This window comes from Mojavia sp., from assembly GCF_059505145.1.
Map to the genome: position 1 here is coordinate 1 of NZ_JCACKA010000094.1, position 22,162 is coordinate 22,162.

The following is a 22,162-nucleotide window of genomic DNA, read 5'->3' on the forward strand; positions in this document are numbered from 1 at the left end:
TCAGCACACATCCGTGATTCAAATTAATCTGCTTGCTAGTTGTCATAACTATTTATAATTCTTTGATTTCAAATGGCATACTGACTAATTAAACAACCCAGAGTTAGCTATGTAATGGCGAAAAGTTTCTTAACCAATATTTGGGTATTTTAGCGATTGATTATGATGTAGCGTCAGTGATTGCTGTCATTATATTTATATAATTAGTGCCTGACATTAATTCACAATTTTATTTTTCAAATAGCGCATTTTCTGTTATTCAAAATCAGCGTACTGAGGTGGACTAGCCCCGACTCGCTCTCGTATTTTAGGATATTTGCCTGATGGAACTGCGTCTGCAATGCTTTGGACATCAATCTGGTGCCACCAATCATCACCAAAATCAAACCAGTAACCAAAAGCATCATCAATCGATAAACCCAACGACGCAATTGTAGTACTGGCAACATCTCCTGTAGGTGCTGGTGACAAGTCGGAACTGGAAAATGCTGCTTTTAAGCAGTAACGTCTGGCATTTGGATCTTGTGGCCCCCTGCCCCCAACTTGAAATTCGTACATATGTTCATCTTGTCGGTCAAATGCTTTGAAGATGATTTTATGCAGTTGGGCTAAAGTATTGCTGCCCTTAATCTCAATTGTGCGAGACACCACAGGATTGTCTGCGGCAAATTCTTCTGTAATTGGCCCTTCAACTAAAAACACCTCTAGCACGTATAGCGCATCTGGAGAGGAGCTAACTGCTTTTTGGGAAATACTTTCTGATTTTTTCGTTTTAGCCATACTCATTAATTGGTGATAACTGACATAGAACAAGTTTTGTAGACAGATAATATTTCATAAGTTAACAAAACCATGCTAGTTAAACAAAAATCCAGTAAAATTCCTAAAAATTAACTATTTCCGACCGTAGTGTTCTTAATGCACCACATCTATTTTTTGTGACTGCTGTTCAGAACAATGAACATTTTGAGCTATTTACTACTCAATTACCAAGAAAAATATTCTGGAGCTTTAACAACCCAGAATTTATCTAACAAACTTGTTAAATCAATCCGATTTTTTGATGAAAAAACTGACAATCATTCTTCCATTAGCTGCGCTATCTTTTGGCAGTGTAGTTGCTAACAGCCAGATAACTCCTCCCTCACCCAATACTTACACTCAATCGGTGAAGCGTGAAGTTTTGGCTAGCGGTTATCCAACAGGAAATCAAAAGCAGATTCTTGAGCTTGTGCGCTATACCATCGCACCAAGAACAAAACTACCTACTCATACTCATCCAGGAATGCAGATTGAACGAGTAGAAGCGGGAACTCTAACTTATACTGTTGTTCAGGGAGAAGCTAAAGTAACTAAAGCTAATGGCAGTCAATTAATTCTGAAGACAGGAAAAACTATACATCTGACAGTGGGAGATTCTCTAGTTGAACCGGGTGGAATGGTTCACTATGGAGAAAACCAGACTCACAAACCAGTTATTCTCTTGTCGGCTTCTTTATTTGATGCTAATCAGCCAAAAACTATCTTAACTAATCCAGAAAAAAGATGAATGTGGTCATAAATTTTGGCTTAAAGTGCCATTCGCTTTGGAATCGGTTAATCAGTGTAGAAAATCCTGAACATTTAGACCAAACCAGCAAAACTTAAACAAAACCCAACCCTTCACTCCATCCATTCCACCTAATCGGGAGCCTGTGCCACCAATTGACCGAACATCTGCGGCTCTTGTTCTTCCACCTGCACCATCACACCCTATCGCTCACCACCCGTTAGGGTACTCAAAAACTCCTTGACCGCATCAACTCCAATTTCTACCTGTTCCATTAACCTCACAGTATAGGATTGAAACTGCTTCCACCATGAATGGGGTTTTCTTATCCGTCCATACCCCCCCCAATTATTACTTCCCTCCTTATTAATGGAGGTTGGACGAGGCAAAGGCTACATCCTTTTCTTTGAGTCGATAGTGCCGAATCCGTATGCCAATCTCAAAGGGCCGATGAGATCCTTAAATAATTCGGCATTGGGCCTATGTATATTTGTTCGTTAACACAACAGGATTTGGGAAAATGCTGTATTTTCTTACATAGACAGCCAAAATTTTGTCAAGTATTATCCACGAAAATGAGTTTTGGAAATCTTACCAACTATCCTTACCCTAGTAGCAGACGAGTGATTATGGGTAGTCGCGGAGCCGTCGCAGCTAGTCAACCGTTGGCAACTATAGCTGGTATGGAAATGTTATGGGCAGGAGGTAGTGCGGTTGATGCTGCTATAGCGACGGCGATCGCACTAACTGTAGTCGAACCTACGGCTAATGGCATTGGTGCTGATGCTTTTGCTTTAGTTTGGGATGGGAAATTGCATGGTTTAAATGGCTCTGGTAAAAGTCCACAAAAACTGAGTGTAGAAAAGTTTGCCGGATTAAATGCTGTACCAAAATACGATTGGCGTGCTGTAACTGTACCAGGTGCAGTTTGTGGATGGCGAAGTTTGTGGGAACGTTGGGGACGTTTACCTTTTGAGCAGTTGTTTGCCCCGGCAATTCGCTATGCCGAGTCAGGGTTCCCTGTATCACCGATGGTTTCACTAGCTTGGAAACGGCTGGAACAAAATTATCTTTCGCTTGTAGGTAAAGAATTTGACTTTTTTAAAGAGGTATTTTTCCCAAATCACAGAGCGCCGAATGCAGGAGAAATTTGGCATTCTCCTGCACACGCCCAAACCCTGCGAGAAATTGCAGCAACTGGTGGTGAAAGCTTTTATCGTGGGAACATCGCTCAACGTATCGCCGACTTTGCCGCAGATACTGGTGGATACCTAACTCTAGATGACTTGGCAGCTCATCAAGCCCAATGGGTACAACCAATATCCACGAACTATCGGGATTTGACAGTGTGGGAAATTCCACCTAACACCCAAGGGATTGCAACTTTAATCGGCTTAAATATCCTATCCGGCTTTGAATTGTCCCGTTATCAGCGAGAATCCGCACAAAGTTACCATTTACAAATCGAGGCGATGAAACTAGCTTTTGCTGACGTGCATAGGTACATCGCCGACGAGCCTTTTTTACAAGTACCGACAAAGGATCTTCTGTCCTTAGATTATGCGGACATGCGCCGTGCTTTGATTACAGAACAAGCACTAGCTGTAGCTCTGCCTGGATTACCAAAAGGTGGAACAGTGTATCTCGCCGCCGCCGATGGCGAATTAATAGTATCTTTGATTCAGTCTAATTTTACAGGCTTTGGTAGTGGCATTCTTCCCGCAGGTACTGGCATAGCTTTACAAAATAGAGGCTACGGATTTACCCTTGATTTACAGCATCCGAACCATTACGCCCCAAATAAGCGCCCTTTTCATACGATTATTCCTGGCTTCTTGACTCAAGCTCATCAACCAATTGGGGCATTTGGCGTGATGGGAGGAGCGATGCAACCACAAGGACATCTGCAAATAGTGGTGAATTTGGCTGATTATGGTTTAAATCCCCAAGCCGCTTTGGATGCTCCCCGATGGCAATTTGTTTCTGATTCTACAGTGTTATTAGAGCAAACTATATCCCAAAATATAGCTCAAGGACTAGCTCAACGCGGTCATCATGTACTACAAAATCCTGATGATTTCTTTGGTCGCGGTCAAATTATTTACAAGCAAAATCAAGTCTTAATTGCTGGTTCTGAGTCTCGTGCTGATGGTTTGGCTTTGGCTTGGTGAATTCTGCCCATCTCAAGCAATGCCATTGAGCTAAACTACTGACTTACACCCGTCCGCAAAGTGAACAGCTAAGAGCCATTGACCTATATATCCATGGAAACTTTCCTGCTTCCCTCTCGCCCCTAACCCCCTAATTGTCTAATTAGTATGCAAAGCAGATAAACTAAAAAAGGAATCTACGAGCAGCAAAAACAAGCGTGATAGTAAAGAAGCCACGTCATCGTCCACAAAGGAGTTTTCCTAACGCTCAACGTATAATTGTGGAATGTGAGCTTACTGAATGTATCCATTGTGGAACTCGCTGTCGCCGCGCCCATTCAAATCACGCACTGACATTGGTTGTCACGGTGTTGTTGCTCTTGCGCCAATAAACGCACAAGTTATTGCATCAATCCGGTGCGATCGCCCCAAACCCAAAACTAAGTCATCCATTCCACCCAATCGGGAGCTTCGGCCACCAACTGCCCAAACATCATAGGCTCCATCTCCTCAAAAGCCACCATCACCCCCCAACGCTCATCACTTGTGAGGGTGGAGAGCAACTCTTTGACTGATTCCACACCATCTTTCACTCGTTCCAAAGCCAACACCGCGTAAGATTTAACCTGCTGCCACCATGAATGGGTGGAGTTTTCTTGTCCGTCCAGACCCCTGCAATTATCATCTGTGGGGAATGTGGACAGTAATGTTGTGTCACTTACTTGTTTTTGTAATCCTATATTATTATTGACTGACACCAATTCCCGATTTAACCACCTAGAGAAAATCGTATCCCGCCCATCATCAGTCCCAACAAACTTATAAACGCACTCCCGCTTACCTCTCGGCCCCAACCGACCAACATACGACAAGCGCAAATCAATCTTGTCCAACAATTTCTGTGCGATTGCCTTCGGCAGTGCGCTCAAGCGCAATCGCCACAGGGGTCAGTTTCTCCGAAATAGTCACATGAAGATAATTCTTGATCAGAAACCGATGCTGTAGTGCAATCGCCTTAAACTCCTGCATCCGTTCATCCGAAGAACGCAACTTCTCGCCAGATGTGAGCAACTGCAACAGATTCAGTTCTTCTAACAACAACACAGAAGACATCATCTGCCCTTTGTTGAAGTCGGGTTTCCAAATGGCATTCTCCCCAGCTTCAGCCTGCGCCTTCGCCCGTTTGCCATCACGCTTAGTCAAGAATTCCCGCCCCAGCGTCAGATAGTAGTGCAGCCGCAGTTGGGGATACCAAGAGTCGTCATCTTTCTCGACCAAATCAGGTGTCACTTCAACTTCATAGCGTCGAGATAATTCAGCTTTACGCTGCTGATGTCGTTCGGCTGGGGTTTTCGAGCGTTGGTTTTGCAGTTTCTTCAGCTGGGCATCAGATATATCTTCAGAATTGGCGATTGCCTCCGGCAGTGCGCTCCGCGCAATCGCTTGAAGTTCTTGTGCATACAACTCCTTTGATGCAGCTTTTACTTCTTTGACAATTTCCCCACCCTCATCAGAATCTGCATCATCCGCATCGATAATGGTATACCCATCAGCCACCAATCCTTTCAGCACAAACTCCTGATAGCGCTTCATTTCGACGTTAATCACACAAGCGCGTTTACCCCAAGCTTGTAAAGATTCGGGTTGGAAATCCTGATCAATGTAGCTGTAATCCTGATTATCAGCCGCAGACAAAAGAGCAATGTTAGCCTGTGTCGCAACGTGCTGACTCCGCAATAATCCACCAATAGAAGTTGAACCATTCCCCAGCTTCAAGAGTTTATCCGAAGTTATTGAGAGGATATTGGTTAAAATAAGATTAACCTTTAACTAAGATTAGTTAAAGCGCTAAAAGATAAGGTACTTAACATTCGTCTATAGCAAAGCAATTAACTAAGTGAAATAGAAATCAAATCAATTTCACTAATTTTGCCAATTTTATTCACTCAAAGAAATGAACCAGCAGATAACAGTTGAATTAGAAAAATTTGTACCTCCGAGTCCTGGGGCGTGGGAATTGGAAAGTACTCATGTCCCTCGTCCGATCAGTCGTTGGTTAGCACCAATTTTTGTACCTGCTTATATGCGTGGTTTTAAGGCCACTGGCGCTGAATATGGGTCATTGGTGGACTATATAGAGGTAGTCACGATTAATGGCTTTATGTACATTTGTCCCCGGATTGTGGGAGTACCCAAAGGAGCCAAAGGAACGCCACCCTACTTGATTTATAAGCTGAGTAATTGGCTCAATCCAGAAGTTCGCAAGCGGATCAAAAGAGCTGGTGAAGTGTTTGAGAAAAAGCTGTGGCGGGAAGATGTCAAACTCTGGGATCAAGAATGTAAGCCTGCTTTGGCGAAGAAAAATTTAGCTCTGCAAGCAGTAGATCCTGAAAAACTGTCAACTGAAGACTTGATTAGCCATCTCAATGCTTGTAAACAGGCGATGAGTGAGGCGATTTATTACCACCATCGCTTTAATAACTGCGCTCTGACACCGCTAGGAGATTTTCTAGTTCATGCTCAAGAGTGGACAGGATTGCCCACTCACAAGTTGTTAGAGTTAATGCAAGGCTATAGTCCTGTCTCAGCTGGAGCGATGGCAGAATTAGAGCGATTAGCCCAAGTTGTTTGCCAGCACCCTGAAGCACTCGCTCAACTAAAGTCTGATCTGCAACCTGGGGAAATTTTGCGAACGCTACAACAATCATCATCAGAAATCGCCTCTGCTACTAATGATTATCTGGACTTAGCAGGAATGCGGGTGATTACAGGTTATGACGTAGCTGATTTGCGAGCAATCGAAGTGCCCGAAGTGCTGGTGAGAGCAATTCAAGAAGCGGTAGCCAGCGTGGATCATCATCAACAAGTTGCTCAAATGATTGCTGAAAAAACCAATCAAGTCCGCACGGCTGTTCCAGAACAACATCGTCAAGGCTTTGATGATCTTTTAGCAGAAGCTCGATATACCTACCGCATTCGGGATGAACGTGTTTATTTTAACGATGCTTGGACAACTGGGATTGCTCGTCAAGCAATTCTCGCTGCTGGGAAACGTTTAGCTGAAGCAGGAAAAATTTTTGCTCTTGATCATGCAGTAGATTTCACTAATGAAGAATTAACTGCCGCATTATTGGGTAAAGATGCCCCCTCTGCCGAACAAATTGCTCAATATGTCGAATACCGCACGACCAAAACCGTCGCCGATGTCCCCACTCACCTTGGTCATCCTCCCTCCCCACCACCACCACCGGAATGGCTACCACCGGATGGTGCGAGGATGACGCGGGCTGCCAATGCAGTTTTATCGAATATATTTGCTCCTCCCGCCCAACAAACACAAGTGCGAACTCTTAAAGGATTACCAGCTAGTCCTGGTCAATATGAGGGCATTGCTAGGTTGGTGCTAAATCCAGATGATATGGCAAAGGTACAACCTGGCGAGGTGGTAGTCGCGCGGATGACTGCCCCTGCTTATAATGTACTGTTGCCGATTATTAAAGGAATTATCACGGATCGGGGTGGTTTACTTTCCCATGCGGCAATCGTGGCGCGAGAGTATGGACTGCCGGCGGTAGTAGGCTGCATGGATGCGACGAAAATGATTCCGAATGGTGCACGCATCCAAATTGATGGGGCAAAAGGTGAGGTGAAAATTCTTTGATGATACCTGTTCCCTTAGTTGAAGCCTTTGAGCAAGCTTGGTTAGGTGGTAAAGCGGTACAACTAGGGGCGGCACTCCGTGGCGGTTTGCCTGTTCCCCCTGGTTTTGCTTTATCGGTGGATTTAGTAGATGCAATCGCTTCTGGCGACGAGTCAACTTATCAATTGGTGCTACCTTTATTACCGGAACTTGGCGGGGTGGTGGCTGTTCGTTCTTCGGCAGTAGGAGAAGATTCTGCTAGTGCCAGTTTTGCAGGCCAGCATTTAACTTGTTTAAATGTGCGATCTGACAGCCAATTACTCATAGCTATTAGGAAAGTTTGGGCATCTGGACGCAGTGAATCAGCTTTGGCTTACCGTCAACATTTAGGTATTTCCGAACCGCCCCAAGTCGCGGTTGTTGTTCAGCAATTAGTTCACCCTGATTGTGCAGGGGTGATGTTCACTCGCAATCCTGTGACCAATGCTGATGAAATAGTCATCGAGGCTGCGTGGGGATTAGGGGAAGCGATTGTCGCAGGATTAATTACACCCGATCGCTACCGCTTAAATCGTAATGGCCAAGTGTTAGAACAAACGCCTGGGTTTAAAGATTTAGCTATCCAACCATCTGCGGAAGGAGGAACTATCGAAGTTGAGGTAGATCCTGCCCAAATTGAGCAGTTGTGTTTGGATCAAGTTAATTTGCAAAAATTAGTAACTTTAGCTACTCAATGCGAACAGTATTTTCAGAAATCTTGGGATATTGAGTGGGCTTTTAAGGACGAAACTTTGTATTTATTACAATGTCGTCCGATTACTCGAAGTTTTGCTTAAATTCCTAATTTTGGGAGAGACCGGAAATACCTGTCTTTTTACTGAAATTTATATTCATTTTGCTCCTAACACCAATTTAAAAAAAGAATGCGACAGATACGCACTGCCAATCCTTGTTATATCTGGCTTCCTTAATTTTGAATTTTGAATTGTAATAACACTGTGGAAGAATTAAACCAAAAACAATCATGGGCTGAACGGGCATTACTACTAACAATCGGTCTAGGGGCGATGCTAGCACCCTTAAACTCGACCATGATTGCGGTAGCTTTACCTCGTTTAATTGCCACCTTTGATACTACTGTGACGGCGGCTAGTTGGCTGGTAACTACTTATTTAATTGCGATGGCTGCGCTACAACCAGTAGCAGGTAAATTAGGCGATCGCATCGGTAGGCGCGGCTTAATTTTAGGTGGTTTTATTTGCTTTGGGGTGGTATCAATCGGCGCGGCGGTAGCACCAAATTTACCGACATTAATTTTCTTTCGGTTGTTGCAAGCAATTTCTGGAGCGATCGCTATTCCTAATGGTACTGCTTTAGTGCGGGAAGTTGTTCCCGCCCATCGTCGGGCTACGAGTTTTGGGTTAATCAGTGCGTTGATATCTTTAGCTGCTGCAATTGGCCCTCCCTTGGGTGGTTTATTAGTGCAATTAGCTGGCTGGCAAGCGATTTTCTATATCAACATTCCCCTAGTTGTAGCCGCAGTTAGCTTAGGTTGGTGGACAATTCCGGCACATGGGGTAGAAAGTAGCAGGCAATCATTTGACTTCATCGGTGCGCTATTACTAGCAATGGCATTATCGGGAATTGCTGCCATTTTTACCCAAAGTCGCCATAGCTCTACCTTAGTGCCAAACTCGATTAACTTAATTTTAGTAGTAGGATTGATTATTGTATTCTTGTGGCATGAATTACGCCATCGCGATCCGGTGATTCAAATTCGTTTCTTCCGGCATCGAGTCTTTGCTGCGGCGAATGGGGCAGTTGGTTTAAGTAACTTAGCAATGTATGTCACTATTCTTGCCTTACCTCAGCTATTAACTCAACAGGGTGGTTGGAATGACTTTCAAGTGGGATTGGTACTTTCTGCTCTCTCTGGAACCTTAATCATCAGTTCACCTTTTGGTGGCCGCTTGGCAGATCAATTTGGTCGTCGTTGGCCGACAGTTGCCGGTTTAGCTTTATTAACTATTGGTTTTGTACCATTAGCTATTACTGCCGGAAAAATCAGCCTTTTACCTTTAATTGTTTGCTTGGCAATAGCTGGGACGGGGCTAGGTGTTTCTATGACTGGGTTGCAAACATCGGCTATTGAAGCATTACCACCACAAGAAGCTGGGGTTGCGGCTGGAGTATTCTCAACAAGTCGTTACTTGGGTAGTATTGTGGGATCGAGTTTACTTGCTAGTTTACTTAAGTCAGCCTCAGGTGAAGATAGTAGATTTGGGGCGGTATTTTTATTAGTAGCGAGCGCTGCTTTCGTTTCATTTTTAGTTAGTTTTGGTTTACAAAGCAGAGTAGTTCTAGCTAATCACCAAGAAAGCTAAACTTTGCCTAAACCTTAAAAGGGTGGTTACCAAGTTACGGTTACTGTTGGCGAATGTAGTATATGACTGTAACTTCAAGTATTACGTAGTCAAAATCCTACAATTAAAATCGTTTGAATTTCCTCATACTTGTAGTTTCCTCATACTTGTAGCTTTGATAAACCAGTTTCGCAGAATAGCGCTTTCCGCCCCTCACGGGGATCTGGGCGATTATCTATAAATTTTTGTAGTTCTGTAGTTCTGCGATTGCCCTTGTAAATGCTGGTTTATCATTGTTAGCTCTTAGACAGATTTTACCTCCGTATTATCTCTTAGGCTTTTTCAAAAATTAAATATGATTCTATAAAATCTTATGTTATGTCTTTAACACTAAGCTCTTCCAACTAAAGAGAACACTCGGTCATCTAGAACCCAAGAAGCAAGGTGGGACAATGAAAGGTAAATTGGATGAGTACGGTAGTGAATTAGCCGAAATGGTTAAAAGCCATCCAGACGCAACTTTATCAGAATACTGCGAGTATTTTGGAGAAAAGAATAAAGTTGTTGTGGCAGCACTTAACCCAGAAGAATCTATCGCATACCTTCGCTTAACTAGCATCAAGGACGAATCAGTTTTAGTGGTCACACACTTGAAAGACCCAATCATGGATGAGGTCGTCAATGTCCATAACAACGATGATATAACCCTTTTTAGGTAGTCAACAGCCAAGAGGCGTTGTTGCGTGAATAGGCAAAATGGTAAATTTTACCTATCACCAATGTTTTCTAGCCGCCTAGCCCAACGATGAAGACGAAAGCCCAGTATAAAGTTAAAAATTGGAACGCTTACGATGCAGCATTAAAGCTTCGAGGCAGTATAACCTTCTGGGTAAACGAAGAGATAATAGAGCAGTGGCGCAACCAGCAGAAAACTGGGAAAAAAGGAGCATCGAATTATTATAGTGACGTGGCGATCGCCACTATGGGAACAGTTCAATCGGTGTTTCATTTACCAGGGCGACAAGCAGAGGGGTTTTTAGAATCGCTGTTCACGCTCATGGGAATTGAGCTAGAAGTCCCAGACCATTCAACGCTATCTCGTCATTTAAGCAAGTTGTCGGTGAAACTACCTGTAGTGCCAAAAGATGAGGCTGTCCATGTAGTAGTGGATTCAACGCTTTGTGAAAGTGTATGGTGAAGGTGAATGGAAAGTCCGCACACATGGAGTAGGTAAAAGACGCACATGGCGCAAGTTGCATTTAGGAGTTGATGAGGGGAGTGGCGAAATCCTGGGTGCAGTGGTGACTACTAATGATATGGCTGATTGCGAGGTACTGCCTGACATATTGGAGCAGATTGATCAACCGATAGAGCAAGTGTCCGGGGATGGTGGCTATGACACAAAAGGTTGTTATGACACCATTTCACAACACGGGGCGAGAGCGATAATTCCACCACGCAGCAACGCCAAAATTCAACTTCCCTCAAACACTCAAGCACTGCCGTATCCCAGGGATGAGAATCTGCGTCGAATACATCAAGTTGGACGCAAGCAATGGAAACTTGAGAGCGGGTATCATCGCCGTTCTTTGTCTGAGACTGCTATATTTCGGCTCAAGATCATTTTTGGTGGCAAGTTAAGACGACGCTTTTTTGACAATCAAGCTGTCGAGTTATTTTTACAATGTGCTGCCCTGAATCGCATGATCCAGTTAGGTAAGCCTGACTCTTATAAAGTCGAAGGCTAATTCCTATCCTGACTTCGGATTGGAGTGTCCTTTTTTCCTTTCATGCAACAAAGCCATTCGCAATTAATAAAGGCAATTTGTACAAGGGTTTGTTAATCAACAAGTTCTGTTTAGATTAATTCTAATAACATCTGTTCTAAAATATCTTGCAGTAGTTCTTCCTCAGAGGGATGCAGAGAAACTGGGCCAGCAAGAAATTCTTGAATAGTCAGTTTCTGCTGTTGAAAATCTTTGACAAAATCCCGAATTTGAGAAACAGCTTGAATTTGAGATTCGATTGCTTCAACCATTCCGGCTACAGCATCAATACCTTGTTTTGCTGCTTTGCGGGAACTAGCAACCATTGCTCCTTCTGGAGTATTTTTTGCTTTACGGAGTTCCTGTTTTAAATTTTCATATTGAGCCAAAAGGATTTGATTTTGCTGTTCTATATGGCGACATTTGCGAGTTAAATCATCTTCATTATTGAGATCGACAGCTTCCCCAACTTGTTGACGAGATTCAATTTCTAGCAACCTTGCCAAATCTCCTTCTTGGTAGGCAATATTTATCTCCTGCATAATTTGGGTATGATATTTTTGTGTTTCGCTATCAGGTGCCTTATCGGGGTGAAAGATTTCAGCTAACCGCAAAAATGTGGAGCGAATTTTTTGTTGTGTCTCGGTTCTAGCCCCAGCCCCAAGTGAGGTAGTATCAGGTGCTTGCCACTGTTGATTTTGATGAGGATTTTCGGGAGCTTGAGCGGAGAAATCTTATTCTGTAGGGTCAAACTCTTCGTTTGGCTCTGCGTGAAATTGGCTTGCGTCGGGTTTGATGCTGATAATTCCGGCAAACTGTAGTTGACGATAAACTGCTTGTATCTTTTTGAGAGTTTGTTTACCAAATTTTCTAGTAGTAAAGATAGTTTCAAACAAAGCGTGAATTTCTTGGTCGAGTTGGGCGATTTTTTGGAAGCTCTTAGTAGTTTGATGTACTACATCTGTGGCTAAAGAACGCGTCCTTTCGACAAAGTTATTTAGTTCAGTCCGCTTTTTCTTAATCTGCTTGAGGATGGATTGGTGTTGTTTTTCTAAAAATTCTAAACGCAGATGTAATTCGGAAAGAGCCAGTCCGGTTGCAACCGTAGAAGGGGATGAAGATGTGGTGGTTCGAGGCATAGAAAATTTATGCTGTTTCCAAGGTGAAAAGAATGATAAAGATACAAGCATCTCATTGATAATACACGAATAGATAAATCTTGGAACTAGGGCGGGTTATTGGGTAAAAGTTTCACTCTTAGAACAAGAGCGCTCGCTACATAAAAATCTAGTCCTGAGATGAGATTTTTATCAGCGTATTTGATTTATAATTTTGAATTCGTCTAATTTGGGAGAAGCTCAAAAGTTGTATGTTCAGCCTAAGTTCCGATCTGGTGCGCGTCTATCTGCAAGAAATTGGTCAGTTTCCGTTATTAACCTCTGACCAAGAAATAAATTATGGCAGACAGGTACAACAATTGATTGCCGTCGAGCAGCAACAGCAGCAGTTAAGTCAACAATTGAATCGCCAACCCACACCCTTTGAACTAGCCAATTTTGTCAATAAAAGCGAAATTGAAGTAAATCAAATCTTCCAGCAAGGTCAGCGAGCCAAGCAAAAGATGATTACCGCTAACCTGCGGTTGGTGGTGTCCATCGCTAAAAAATACCAGCGTCGCAATCTGGAATTTTTGGATTTGGTTCAAGAAGGAGCAATTGGTTTACAAAGAGGGATAGAGAAGTTTGACCCCAATCGAGGCTACAAATTGTCAACTTACGCCTACTGGTGGATTAGCCAAGCAATCTCCAGAGTGAATGGTGTAGCCTGCTATTTTGATTTTAATAATCTAGAGGTAGATGATGAACATTAATTATCACAAAGCCGCACTTTGCGATCTAAATCTTGTTTTGGAACTGGTTGAGGAGTTTCATGAAACCGAAAACTTACCATTTGATAAAAATAGCGATCGCCATGTACTCATACAATTTTTGAGTAATGACTTTTTTGGACAAACATGGCTGATTAGGCAAGAGAATGAGGTCATTGGTTATATTGTTTTGACGCTAGGGTACAGCCTAGAATACAGAGGTAGAGATGCTTTTATAGATGAATTTTATCTTCGTCCAAAGCATCGAGGACAAGGGATTGGTACGCAGACTTTGATGTTTGCAGAGGAGATTTGCTATAGTCTAGGAGTTCAAGCCCTTCATCTAGAGGTTGATTTTGAAAATCCAAAAGCCCAACGCCTTTATCATCGAATTGGCTATCAAAAACATGAGCGTTTTCTAATGACAAAGCTCCTGAATGGAGAAGCTTAAAGAAGAATTCAGCTATTTACCAATTCTGGAGCAGAGCCGGAATTTCCGAAGCTCAGGTCAGAATCAATTTATTTGCTTTTCCGGTCAAAATAGTTTGAGCAGCTAAAGATTCCGCATTCAAATATTTATGATTATATTTTGTTTACATTTAATTTCCGCTTGAGAAGGCTCCCTACTCCGTCAAAACTAATTATCAACATAACTATGCTAAAGTTTGGCTCAGGGATAGCCTGTCCAGAAACAACTTGAAGAGAAGATTTGTAATTGGATATCGAATGAGTAATTGTCGAGTTGAGGGATCATATAAATCAATTACTCCCGGAAAGCTAAAATTTGGTCTGCGGCTCGCTGTCCACTACGAATAGCTCCTTCCATATATCCACAATATTCAACCTCAGCCGTATGTTCTCCTGCAAAAATGACTCGTCCAGCAAAGTACGGTAACTTAGAACGCCAGTTTTTCAAGTCACCAGGGGCAAAGTAGCAGTAAGATCCCCGTGACCAAGGATCTGCACCCCAGTCATGGGTTGCGCTAGCACTCGCACTAGGGGCATTTGGATAAAGTGTGGATATTGTTTTTTGTGCTAACTCAACGTCAAATTCAGTTACATTTCGGCTTGGTTTACCACTACTTGTATAAGCAAGAATTCCCGCTTCACCTGGCTGGGTTAAAGTAGATTCCCAGATAGTTTGATAAGGTGTGTCTGTCACTAGTATGCCAAAACTGGATGGTTGCCAAAAACGCTTGGGGTACTGAAGTAAGGTTTTAACTGAGACCCCATAAGGTAAGTAGGAGATCGCTTCTCGTTGTGCCTGTGTTAGCCCAACTTCAATAGATAAATGCCGCAATACACTCCAGGGAACTGTGACCACAATCGAGTCACTCAATACTTCAACTTGTTGTCCTTGGAGAGTTTTAAGACTTACGCTCAAGGCTTGTTGTTTCTGCCCAATCCGCACTATTGGTGTGTTTAGATGAATGCGCTCACCTAAAAAACGAGCAAATGCGCTAGTTAGTTGAGTATTGCCACCGCGAATCCGAAGAGTCCGATCGCCAGAAGTACCACTGTAAGCAAAAAAGCCAGCTCCTATTGCATCTGGATCTGCTGTATACAGCCCATAGGATTGCTGACTAATCACTTTGTGGGCAAATGGAGTAATCGAATTTGCTGCCAACCACTGGGCTAATGTTTGCTCAGGGTCGGCACGCTGTTCTAATAATTGGTCTAACTGCTCATACGCATCATTTAAAGAAACTTGCTGTTGAGAAGAAAGCGTTTTTTGAGTCGAGAAAATTCCATCTATGTAATAGCCAAGGTCATCTGGAAATTTCAAGGCAGGCTCAAGTGTGAGGTTGAATTGAGCGGCATAAGACATTAGTGCTGTGTGATCTTCATCGACAAACTCTGCGCCCAATTCACCATGTTGCTCGGCTTCCAAGAATACAGTTTTTACTCGCCCGCCTACTCGATTGCGGGCTTCAAATACTTGCACATCAAACCCAGCACGAGTCAGTTCATAAGCAGCTGTTAGCCCTGCCAAACCAGCCCCAACTATAATTACACGTTCGCTCATTAGCACTCGTTCAACTACTGCATACCATCAGCTAAAATAAGCCAATTGTTTTCAAGTTTTAAGCATTAGCCTAAAATTTTGTCTTGGTGGCTTAATTCCTGCCCATAATCGCATACTAGGTTAACTGTCTCTTCTATCTACTGGAGTGTTATTCGACTAGAAGCATTTCACCGAGTCAGCCTTGTAAACGCAGAACTGAAACGAGCGTTTTTCTCACGTATACAAAAAACCTACACCTGGGTAGCAAAGGTAACACCAACTATCCAGTCTCCGAATATCAATTCCAAAACGCTTGACCATACATCATTTTATCAAATTTTCAAACTGCACAATGGGGGTACGAATGCCGTTTTCAGATCGAAAATTACCCTACCCACTCCACCCAATCGGGAGCTACAGCCACCAATTGACCAAACATCTGTGGTTGGTTTTCTTCTATCTCCACCATCACTCCGGGGAATTCATCACTCGTGAGGCGGGAGAGAAACTCTTTGACAGATGAATTATTTAGGCTCATCTAAAAAGAAATTACTTTGCGCTTGCAAACAAATTTTCACTGTGTATTTGACGGTAACTACAAGTGTTAAAGATGAGTATAAAAGCGTGACTAAGCGTTTTTGAAGCGAGCGCGATCGTGTATTTCATCAAAGTCAATGATTGGCCCCTTCGGTACAATTTGATTTGGATTGATCTCAGTCATACTCATGTAATAAGCACGCTTTGTATAGTCTAGATTGCATGTTACTTTAAACCCAGGATGCTGATATAAATCCTTGAGATAATTCCAGAGGTTGGGATAGTCGAGAATGCGCCGCAAATTACACTTAAAGTGACCATAGTATACCGAATCAAAGCGATACAGGGTAGTAAACATACAAATATCGGCTTCCGTCAGTTGATGACCACATAGATATCGCTGTTTGCTCAAAACAGTTTCCCAATAATCTAAATTCTCGAATAGTTCAGTGACTGCATCCTCATAAGCTGCTTGCTTAGTTGCAAAACCACAGCGATAGACACCAGCATTAATTGGCAGATAAATCGCATTGATCGTTTCATCAATCTGACGTTGTAAGTTGCGTGGGTATAAGTCTAATTTCTGTGTTGCTATAGAAGCAAACTCCACGTCAAACATCCGAATGATTTCAAGAGATTCATTGTTGACAATTGTTTGAGTTTGCTTATCCCACAACACCGGAACCGTAACTCGTCCCGTATATAGCGGTTCGGCTTTGAGATAAATTTCTTGCAAATATTGAGCGTGATTTACCCAGTCAGGGATGGCTCCAGGCGCTTGAGTAAACATCCATCCCTTGTCACTCATAATTGGATCGACAATAGAGATCGAGATCGCATCATTCAAGCCTTTAAGTTCTCGCATGATTAAGGTGCGATGTGCCCACGGACAAGCCAAGGAAACGTAGAGGTGATAGCGTCCTGCTTCCGCCTTAAACCCACTGTTTCCATCGGCACTTACGCGTTTGTGAAATGTTGTTGGTCTCGGTTTACCATTAAAATCTAATTCAGTGTTATCAGTGTGATCAGTTGTCCATTGCCCTTGGATCATCATTCCTGATGGCATAATTCCTTCCTAGCCCTACAAAAGAGCTAAATACAAAATTTATTGATTGAGAAATTTGGAAAATTACTTCAGGCTGATTCTTTTGTATTTCTGAAATTGATAAAGTTCTTAAAACTTGTTGACAAAAACGGCTGACAGTCAAGGAAATGAGTCTAAAGTTCCTGACTCTCGTGCGATCGCTCCTCAACGGGTGCAACTCACCCCAATCACTTCCCCCAATCGAGAGCCATCGCCACCAATTGACGAAATATCTGCGGCTGGGTCTGTGAAATAGTCATCTCACTAATGCGAAATTAAAAACATATCTACTGGACATTCGGAAATAGTCTTATTTGAATGGGTAGTATGTTGTATCGCTGTTGATTCAACTGATTTTCATGCAATTGAGAAGCCCAGTTGTACCAAATCATCTCACAAAGGACTTTATGATTAAAAATATATCTATCAATTCTCCTGCTCCCCATGAATCTTTCAAGCAAAAGCCAACCGACGAGGTAGTTATTGTGCGCCCAGATGCCGCAACACTGGCTGGCGAACGGTTATCGCATTTTGTTGGGATCAGTGGAAATACAACGGGTGCGAAGGGAATTTCCATGAATCTCGTGATTATTCCTCCTGGAGGAATTGCCGAGCCACACTTTCACCCAGATCATGAAACGGCAATTTATATTCTCAAGGGTCGGGTTGAAGTCTTTTATGGGCAAGGACTAAAGCAATGCCAAGTGTGTGAAACAGGGGATTTCGTTTTTACTCCCCCAGGTGTTCCGCATCAACCTCGGAATCTGAGTGCAATAGAACCCGTTTATGTACTAGCTGCTCGCAACGATCCAAACGAACAGGAGGAAGCCGTACTCTACGAGCCGATGTTGGATAGTTAATAGTTAAGTCTGCTTTAGTGTTCGTCTGCTCAAGGGGCGCAAGAGAACTGCTACAAAGCAAAAGTAAAGCAATTTTTTAACTTTTTACCCCATCCATTGCACCCAATCGGGAGCCACAGCCACCAATTGACCAAACATCACAGGCTCTTGCTCTTCCATCTCTACCATCACCCCCCATCGCTCGTCACTTGTCAGGGAACTCAAAAACTCTTTGACTGCATCAACCCCAATTTTTACCTGTTCCATGAACATTGCAGTATAGGATTTAACCTGCTGCCACCAAGAATCACTTCCGCTCTCATCGCCGTCCATACCCCCCAATAAGAAAGAGCAGGGGGAGCAGGGGGAGAGGTGCAGCGGGGGGAGAGAAAAGTCGTTTAACAACTCTCTTTCTTCCCCAGCCTCCCCAGCTTCCCCAGCTTCAAGTGCCGCGTCCATACCCCCCTGATTATTACTTCCATCTTCATTAATGGGGGGTGTGGACGGAGCGTTGATGCCATAAATAGTCTGCATTATAGCCGTATAAGCCGCGTGTTTCTCCTGTTCTGTCTGCCGCCTCCTTTGTTTCTCCTCTCGCTGTCGTTGGCGATACTCCAAAACCCGCTTTGCAAAAGCAACATCATCAGTATTCAGTCGATAGTACCGAACCCGTTTGCCATCCTCAACGGGACGACGGAACTCAGTTGATAATCCAAGTTGTAAAAGATACTGGCTCAAAATCCATGCGGGAGATTCATCAGGTGGAATGGTCAAATTGAGAATACCTTTGATATGCGCTACATTCCGTTTAGAGAAATCTGCCAATGCTTCAATCATCGCCTCATCCCCTTTAATCTCAACCCCATCCATCAAGTTTGTCAAGACCGCCCTCAATCCCAGCCGATGACGCATTAACCAAGACGTAGAATGATTGCCCCAGTCAGTACATATAGGTAGGCGAGGTGCGTACCGCCCAGCTTCGCTAACGCGTTCCGACTTATCTCGTTCGGTCACCACATCCGGCGGCGTAACAAATTCTCATCCATGCTCCGAGGTGATAGCTTTCCCGGGTAAGCTATATCTATTCTTTAACTAATAAATATTAATAAATGCTGAAGTCAAAGCTTCGTCAGGGTACAACAAATATTTTCATGGAAAGCTGAGAATTGCTCAAGTTCACTAAGTAGAATAAATCTAATGCATACAGCTAATATCAGTTTAAAGTAAAGTTATTTACTTTTATATCTTTATTCCCATCAAGCATAAAAATAACTGTTGAAGTTGAGCAAAACAATTTCAAGAGCGCAGTGATACTTTTCCTGTCAACGTAGGTCTACGCGTAGCTTGCTTAGACATTAAAGTACATCGCTAAGGCTGCTCCCGCTCGCAATTTGCAATTAAATACACTTCCATCCACTTGAATATTTGGATAATTTGTGGATTTCAAGCCGCCACTAATCTTTGATTCAGTGGTCTTCAATCGGTGGTGAGTTCAAGCTCCCTAAAATTGTAACGGCAAATTGTTTTGACACTAGCAGATAACAAAATTTTGAATGAAGTAAAAAAGTCTCTGAGCCAAATTTCTTCATTTGGTAAACCTGTATTTCATCAAAGTGGAATAAGTGTAGCTGATGTTTTGAAAATTTTGCTCAAGCTTTACACAACATTAAATATAAGGATGAATTCGTATGAGTAAACTGATAGTTCCTCCCAATATTATTGGTACAAATCAGTGCGAGCGCAATCAAAGGAGGCGAAACAATCCCAAACCATTACTATTGGTTCATTTGGCAGTACTTTTATTGCTATCTAAAGGACTACTGAGTCTTTCTAAGTCAGCCTCAAACTCATAGTTTCCATAAGTATAGCGAGGTATTATGATTCACTCAAATAGCGCATTAGTAATATTAATCTTGCTGATTTCAATGCTCTTTTGGATTTATTTAAAGTATAAAACCAGAAGAATATCAAGATATTCACGCCCTCTGGCAATTTTGGTCATGGTTTCTCTGGCGATCGCTGGTGGAGGTATCGTATCCGCGCAAGTAACACCCAACCCGGCTCCCCTAAATAACATAACCAGTTTACCACCGGTTACACCAGCAGACGCAACCCCGGCAAACCCACCACTCTTGACAGCAGTGGCTCAACCAAGCAATCTCACAGACTTTGTTGACGACCAGACAGCCCTACTCAAACTAGGAAAAGCCCTATTCTGGGATATGCAACTTGGTAGTGATGGCATTCAGTCCTGTGCTAGTTGTCACTTTCATGCGGGAGTTGATAACAGATCAAAGAATCAAATCAGTCCTGGTGTTTTGGCATCACTCAAAGATATAACTTTTCAGGTAGGTGGTGGTGCAAACTATCAACTCACACCAGCAGATTTTCCATTTCACAAACTGGCAGATCCTAACTCTCGAAAGAGTACAGTTATTTCTGACACTAACGATGTCGCCTCATCCCAAGGTGTGTTTTACAGTGTTATTAAGAACACTGTTCCAGGTCAAGCAGTGGATTCGACTACATCTGAGCCAGATCCAGATGGCTTTCAAGTCAATGGAATTAATGTGCGCCGAGTTGAGCCGCGTAATACCCCAACGGTAATTAATGCAATCTTCAACAAACTCCAGTTTTGGGATGGTCGCGCCAAAGAAACCTTCAATGGGGTGAATATAAATGGAGCAGCAGACCCTAGTGCTAAAGTTTACAAAGCTATCAAACAAAACCAACTAACTGCTGTTTCCGTTTCGCTCAACAATTCCTCTTTAGCTTCCCTAGTAACTGGGCCACTATTGAGTCCATTTGAGACATCTGCTAATGGTCGTACCTTACCTGAAGTCGGTGCTAAGTTTCTGCGAAAAAAAGGTCAGAAGATCAAAAGCCTCAGACCTTTGGGTAAACAACTTGTACATCAGCAAGACAGTGTTTTAGGAGCTGAGAGTCGATTCCCTCAGCCCGGTCTGAAAACCGCATCCTATGATCAGCTGATTCGGAAAGCCTTTAAGAAGGAATGGTGGAAGTCAAAGTCAATCATTCAAGTTGAGACTAATGGAACACCAACAATCCTCGCTAAAAATGATGATGTTAATGAGAGTGAGGAAGGACAAACTTTACCTGCAAATCAGTTTTCGCTCAGGGATTGGAACTTCTCTTTATTCTCTGGGTTAGCAATGCAAAAGTATATGTCTACTCTTGTGTCTGACAAGACACCTTTTGATCAATTCCAAGCGGGAAATACCAATGCTCTCACCGCTCAGGAAAAAAGCGGTCTGGCTGTATTTGTCAATAATCCAGCTAATGGCGGCGGTAATTGTAACTTCTGCCATACGATTCCAGAATTCACCAGCGCTTCGCTGAGAAGAACCGCAGGAGTAGCTTCAACTGATTCAAGTGACCCGCTGATTAATAATTTTACTAACGGCTTCATTCCTAACTACGGTGTCAGACCTGCCTTAGATGACCCAGGAGCCGGAAACACTACCACATCACTGTTCAAAACACCTGCCCTGCGTAACATTGGCTTGACAGCACCGTATATGCATAACGGTGGGATGGCAACTCTAGAGCAAGTAGTAGACTTTTACAATCGTGGTCGAGGTGATGACGGTGGTGGTGTAACACCGTTGAACTTAACCGATGCTCAAAAAGCTGATTTGGTCGCTTTCTTAAGAAACGGACTTACGGATCGGCGAGTTCTCCTTGAACAAGAACCTTTTGATCATCCGCAATTGTTCATCCCTAATGGACATCCGGGCAATCAAAGTTCAGTGACTGCCAGTGGCAATACTAATGGAACTGCTACAGCTACAGATCAGCTAGTGGAAATACCCGCAGTTGGTCGTAATGGCGTTACTACTCCCCAGCCAAATTTCTTAGAGTAATACCATTTGTATTGGACTTTGGACAGAACGATTGGTCAGTAAAATGTTACTTGGTTTGATATCGAATGGCACTAAGAAAAGCTCAAAGCCATACAGGATAAGCGCTACAGATTCTAAAGCCATTAAACATTGTCGGGACGGGGCAGGCGATTGTTCTTGATGAAGTGTTGCGATCACTAATGAAGTTTGTTCCTGGTTACGCCAGGAGGGTTGTTGGGATGCCTGTGGCAGTAAAGTATGCTATGCCTAACTCTAGACAGTGCAAAGATGTACGGGTTGTCCAAAAAATTTTTAGGTAGGAAAAGTTTACTCGTTCATGAAATACTTTCAAAAAGACGAGCAAGCAAACATCATAAATACTACTGTGACACGACGAGTACAAATCGAATGGCACTAAGTTTAGTTACTTGTTGAGGCAAGTTGGGGGAGCGGGGGGAGCAGGGGGTGCTGGGGGAGACAAAAAAATAAGTGTATTCTT

General features: G+C 43.1%; 19 protein-coding genes and 3 pseudogenes. 13 read left to right on the forward strand and 9 right to left on the reverse strand.

All coding sequences use genetic code 11. The features are described from left to right. Nucleotides 1-255: 255 nt before the first annotated feature. Nucleotides 256-780 carry a plasmid pRiA4b ORF-3 family protein gene (locus AC5JL8_RS26900; protein ID WP_495882746.1) on the reverse strand — a complete coding sequence of 175 codons (525 nt, stop codon included), beginning with the start codon at nt 778-780 and terminating at the stop codon, nt 256-258. 283 nt (nt 781-1,063) lie between these two features. Here AC5JL8_RS26900 and AC5JL8_RS26905 point away from each other — a divergent pair, with 283 nt between their 5' ends. Further along, nucleotides 1,064-1,549, forward strand: coding sequence for a cupin domain-containing protein (locus tag AC5JL8_RS26905; protein ID WP_495882747.1), 486 nt, complete (start codon nt 1,064-1,066; stop codon nt 1,547-1,549). A 203-nt stretch (nt 1,550-1,752) separates the two neighbouring features. On the opposite strand, the gene AC5JL8_RS26910 is transcribed toward AC5JL8_RS26905, so the two are convergent. After that, on the reverse strand, nt 1,753-1,938 hold the full coding sequence (locus AC5JL8_RS26910) for a hypothetical protein (RefSeq protein ID WP_495882748.1): 186 nt from the start codon (nt 1,936-1,938) through the stop codon (nt 1,753-1,755). A 186-nt stretch (nt 1,939-2,124) separates the two neighbouring features. Between AC5JL8_RS26910 and AC5JL8_RS26915 the strand changes: the two genes are divergently transcribed. Next, nucleotides 2,125-3,720, forward strand: coding sequence for a gamma-glutamyltransferase family protein (locus tag AC5JL8_RS26915; RefSeq protein WP_495882749.1), 1,596 nt, complete (start codon nt 2,125-2,127; stop codon nt 3,718-3,720). A gap of 419 nt (nt 3,721-4,139) precedes the next feature. On the opposite strand, the gene AC5JL8_RS26920 is transcribed toward AC5JL8_RS26915, so the two are convergent. After that, nucleotides 4,140-4,595 (reverse strand): hypothetical protein, encoded by a 456-nt coding sequence (locus AC5JL8_RS26920; RefSeq protein ID WP_495882750.1) that lies wholly within the window; start codon nt 4,593-4,595, stop codon nt 4,140-4,142. Next, on the reverse strand, nt 4,579-5,475 hold the full coding sequence (locus AC5JL8_RS26925) for a hypothetical protein (RefSeq protein WP_495882751.1): 897 nt from the start codon (nt 5,473-5,475) through the stop codon (nt 4,579-4,581). Before AC5JL8_RS26925 ends, AC5JL8_RS26920 begins: the two co-directional genes overlap by 17 nt. Nucleotides 5,476-5,653: 178 nt before the next feature. Between AC5JL8_RS26925 and AC5JL8_RS26930 the strand changes: the two genes are divergently transcribed. The 5 genes and pseudogenes from AC5JL8_RS26930 (at nt 5,654) to AC5JL8_RS26950 (ending at nt 11,450) form a co-directional block, all read left to right on the forward strand. After that, on the forward strand, nt 5,654-7,360 hold the full coding sequence (locus tag AC5JL8_RS26930) for a PEP-utilizing enzyme (protein ID WP_495882752.1): 1,707 nt from the start codon (nt 5,654-5,656) through the stop codon (nt 7,358-7,360). Then, nucleotides 7,360-8,175 (forward strand): PEP/pyruvate-binding domain-containing protein, encoded by an 816-nt coding sequence (locus AC5JL8_RS26935; RefSeq protein ID WP_495882781.1) that lies wholly within the window; start codon nt 7,360-7,362, stop codon nt 8,173-8,175. Before AC5JL8_RS26930 ends, AC5JL8_RS26935 begins: the two co-directional genes overlap by 1 nt. A gap of 144 nt (nt 8,176-8,319) precedes the next feature. Then, nucleotides 8,320-9,723 (forward strand): DHA2 family efflux MFS transporter permease subunit, encoded by a 1,404-nt coding sequence (locus tag AC5JL8_RS26940; RefSeq protein WP_495882753.1) that lies wholly within the window; start codon nt 8,320-8,322, stop codon nt 9,721-9,723. A gap of 431 nt (nt 9,724-10,154) precedes the next feature. Further along, complete coding sequence (locus tag AC5JL8_RS26945; RefSeq protein WP_495882754.1) at nt 10,155-10,421, forward strand: hypothetical protein; 267 nt, start codon at nt 10,155-10,157, stop codon at nt 10,419-10,421. An 86-nt stretch (nt 10,422-10,507) separates the two neighbouring features. Next, a pseudogene (locus tag AC5JL8_RS26950) lies at nt 10,508-11,450 on the forward strand (IS5 family transposase). Between the two features lie 110 nt (nt 11,451-11,560). On the opposite strand, the pseudogene AC5JL8_RS26955 reads toward AC5JL8_RS26950, so the two are convergent. Next, nucleotides 11,561-12,607: pseudogene (locus AC5JL8_RS26955) on the reverse strand (J domain-containing protein). 230 nt (nt 12,608-12,837) lie between these two features. Here AC5JL8_RS26955 and AC5JL8_RS26960 point away from each other — a divergent pair. Together AC5JL8_RS26960 and AC5JL8_RS26965 are read left to right on the forward strand one after the other, a co-directional pair. Beyond that, nucleotides 12,838-13,278: pseudogene (locus AC5JL8_RS26960) on the forward strand (sigma-70 family RNA polymerase sigma factor); the annotation flags it as partial. 46 nt (nt 13,279-13,324) lie between these two features. Then, on the forward strand, nt 13,325-13,786 hold the full coding sequence (locus AC5JL8_RS26965) for a GNAT family N-acetyltransferase (RefSeq protein ID WP_495882755.1): 462 nt from the start codon (nt 13,325-13,327) through the stop codon (nt 13,784-13,786). Nucleotides 13,787-14,098: 312 nt separating this feature from the next. Here the strand turns inward: AC5JL8_RS26965 and AC5JL8_RS26970 are convergent, their stop codons facing one another. The 3 genes from AC5JL8_RS26970 to AC5JL8_RS26980 form a co-directional block, all read right to left on the reverse strand. Next, nucleotides 14,099-15,361 carry a flavin monoamine oxidase family protein gene (locus AC5JL8_RS26970; RefSeq protein ID WP_495882756.1) on the reverse strand — a complete coding sequence of 421 codons (1,263 nt, stop codon included), beginning with the start codon at nt 15,359-15,361 and terminating at the stop codon, nt 14,099-14,101. Between the two features lie 364 nt (nt 15,362-15,725). Next, nucleotides 15,726-15,878 (reverse strand): hypothetical protein, encoded by a 153-nt coding sequence (locus tag AC5JL8_RS26975; protein WP_495882757.1) that lies wholly within the window; start codon nt 15,876-15,878, stop codon nt 15,726-15,728. Between the two features lie 90 nt (nt 15,879-15,968). Next, nucleotides 15,969-16,943 carry a glutathione S-transferase family protein gene (locus tag AC5JL8_RS26980; protein ID WP_495882758.1) on the reverse strand — a complete coding sequence of 325 codons (975 nt, stop codon included), beginning with the start codon at nt 16,941-16,943 and terminating at the stop codon, nt 15,969-15,971. 115 nt (nt 16,944-17,058) lie between these two features. Here AC5JL8_RS26980 and AC5JL8_RS26985 point away from each other — a divergent pair, with 115 nt between their 5' ends. Next, nucleotides 17,059-17,217 carry a hypothetical protein gene (locus tag AC5JL8_RS26985; protein ID WP_495882759.1) on the forward strand — a complete coding sequence of 53 codons (159 nt, stop codon included), beginning with the start codon at nt 17,059-17,061 and terminating at the stop codon, nt 17,215-17,217. Nucleotides 17,218-17,368: 151 nt separating this feature from the next. Next, nucleotides 17,369-17,821: a cupin domain-containing protein gene (locus AC5JL8_RS26990; protein WP_495882760.1), complete on the forward strand. Its 453-nt coding sequence runs from the start codon at nt 17,369-17,371 to the stop codon at nt 17,819-17,821. Nucleotides 17,822-17,905: 84 nt separating this feature from the next. On the opposite strand, the gene AC5JL8_RS26995 is transcribed toward AC5JL8_RS26990, so the two are convergent. Next, entirely contained in the window at nt 17,906-18,817 is a 912-nt protein-coding gene (locus AC5JL8_RS26995) for a hypothetical protein (protein ID WP_495882761.1), read from the reverse strand. 671 nt (nt 18,818-19,488) lie between these two features. Between AC5JL8_RS26995 and AC5JL8_RS27000 the strand changes: the two genes are divergently transcribed. After that, nucleotides 19,489-19,653, forward strand: coding sequence for a hypothetical protein (locus AC5JL8_RS27000; protein WP_495882762.1), 165 nt, complete (start codon nt 19,489-19,491; stop codon nt 19,651-19,653). 147 nt (nt 19,654-19,800) lie between these two features. Further along, complete coding sequence (locus tag AC5JL8_RS27005; protein WP_495882782.1) at nt 19,801-21,684, forward strand: cytochrome-c peroxidase; 1,884 nt, start codon at nt 19,801-19,803, stop codon at nt 21,682-21,684. Nucleotides 21,685-22,162 lie beyond the last annotated feature (478 nt).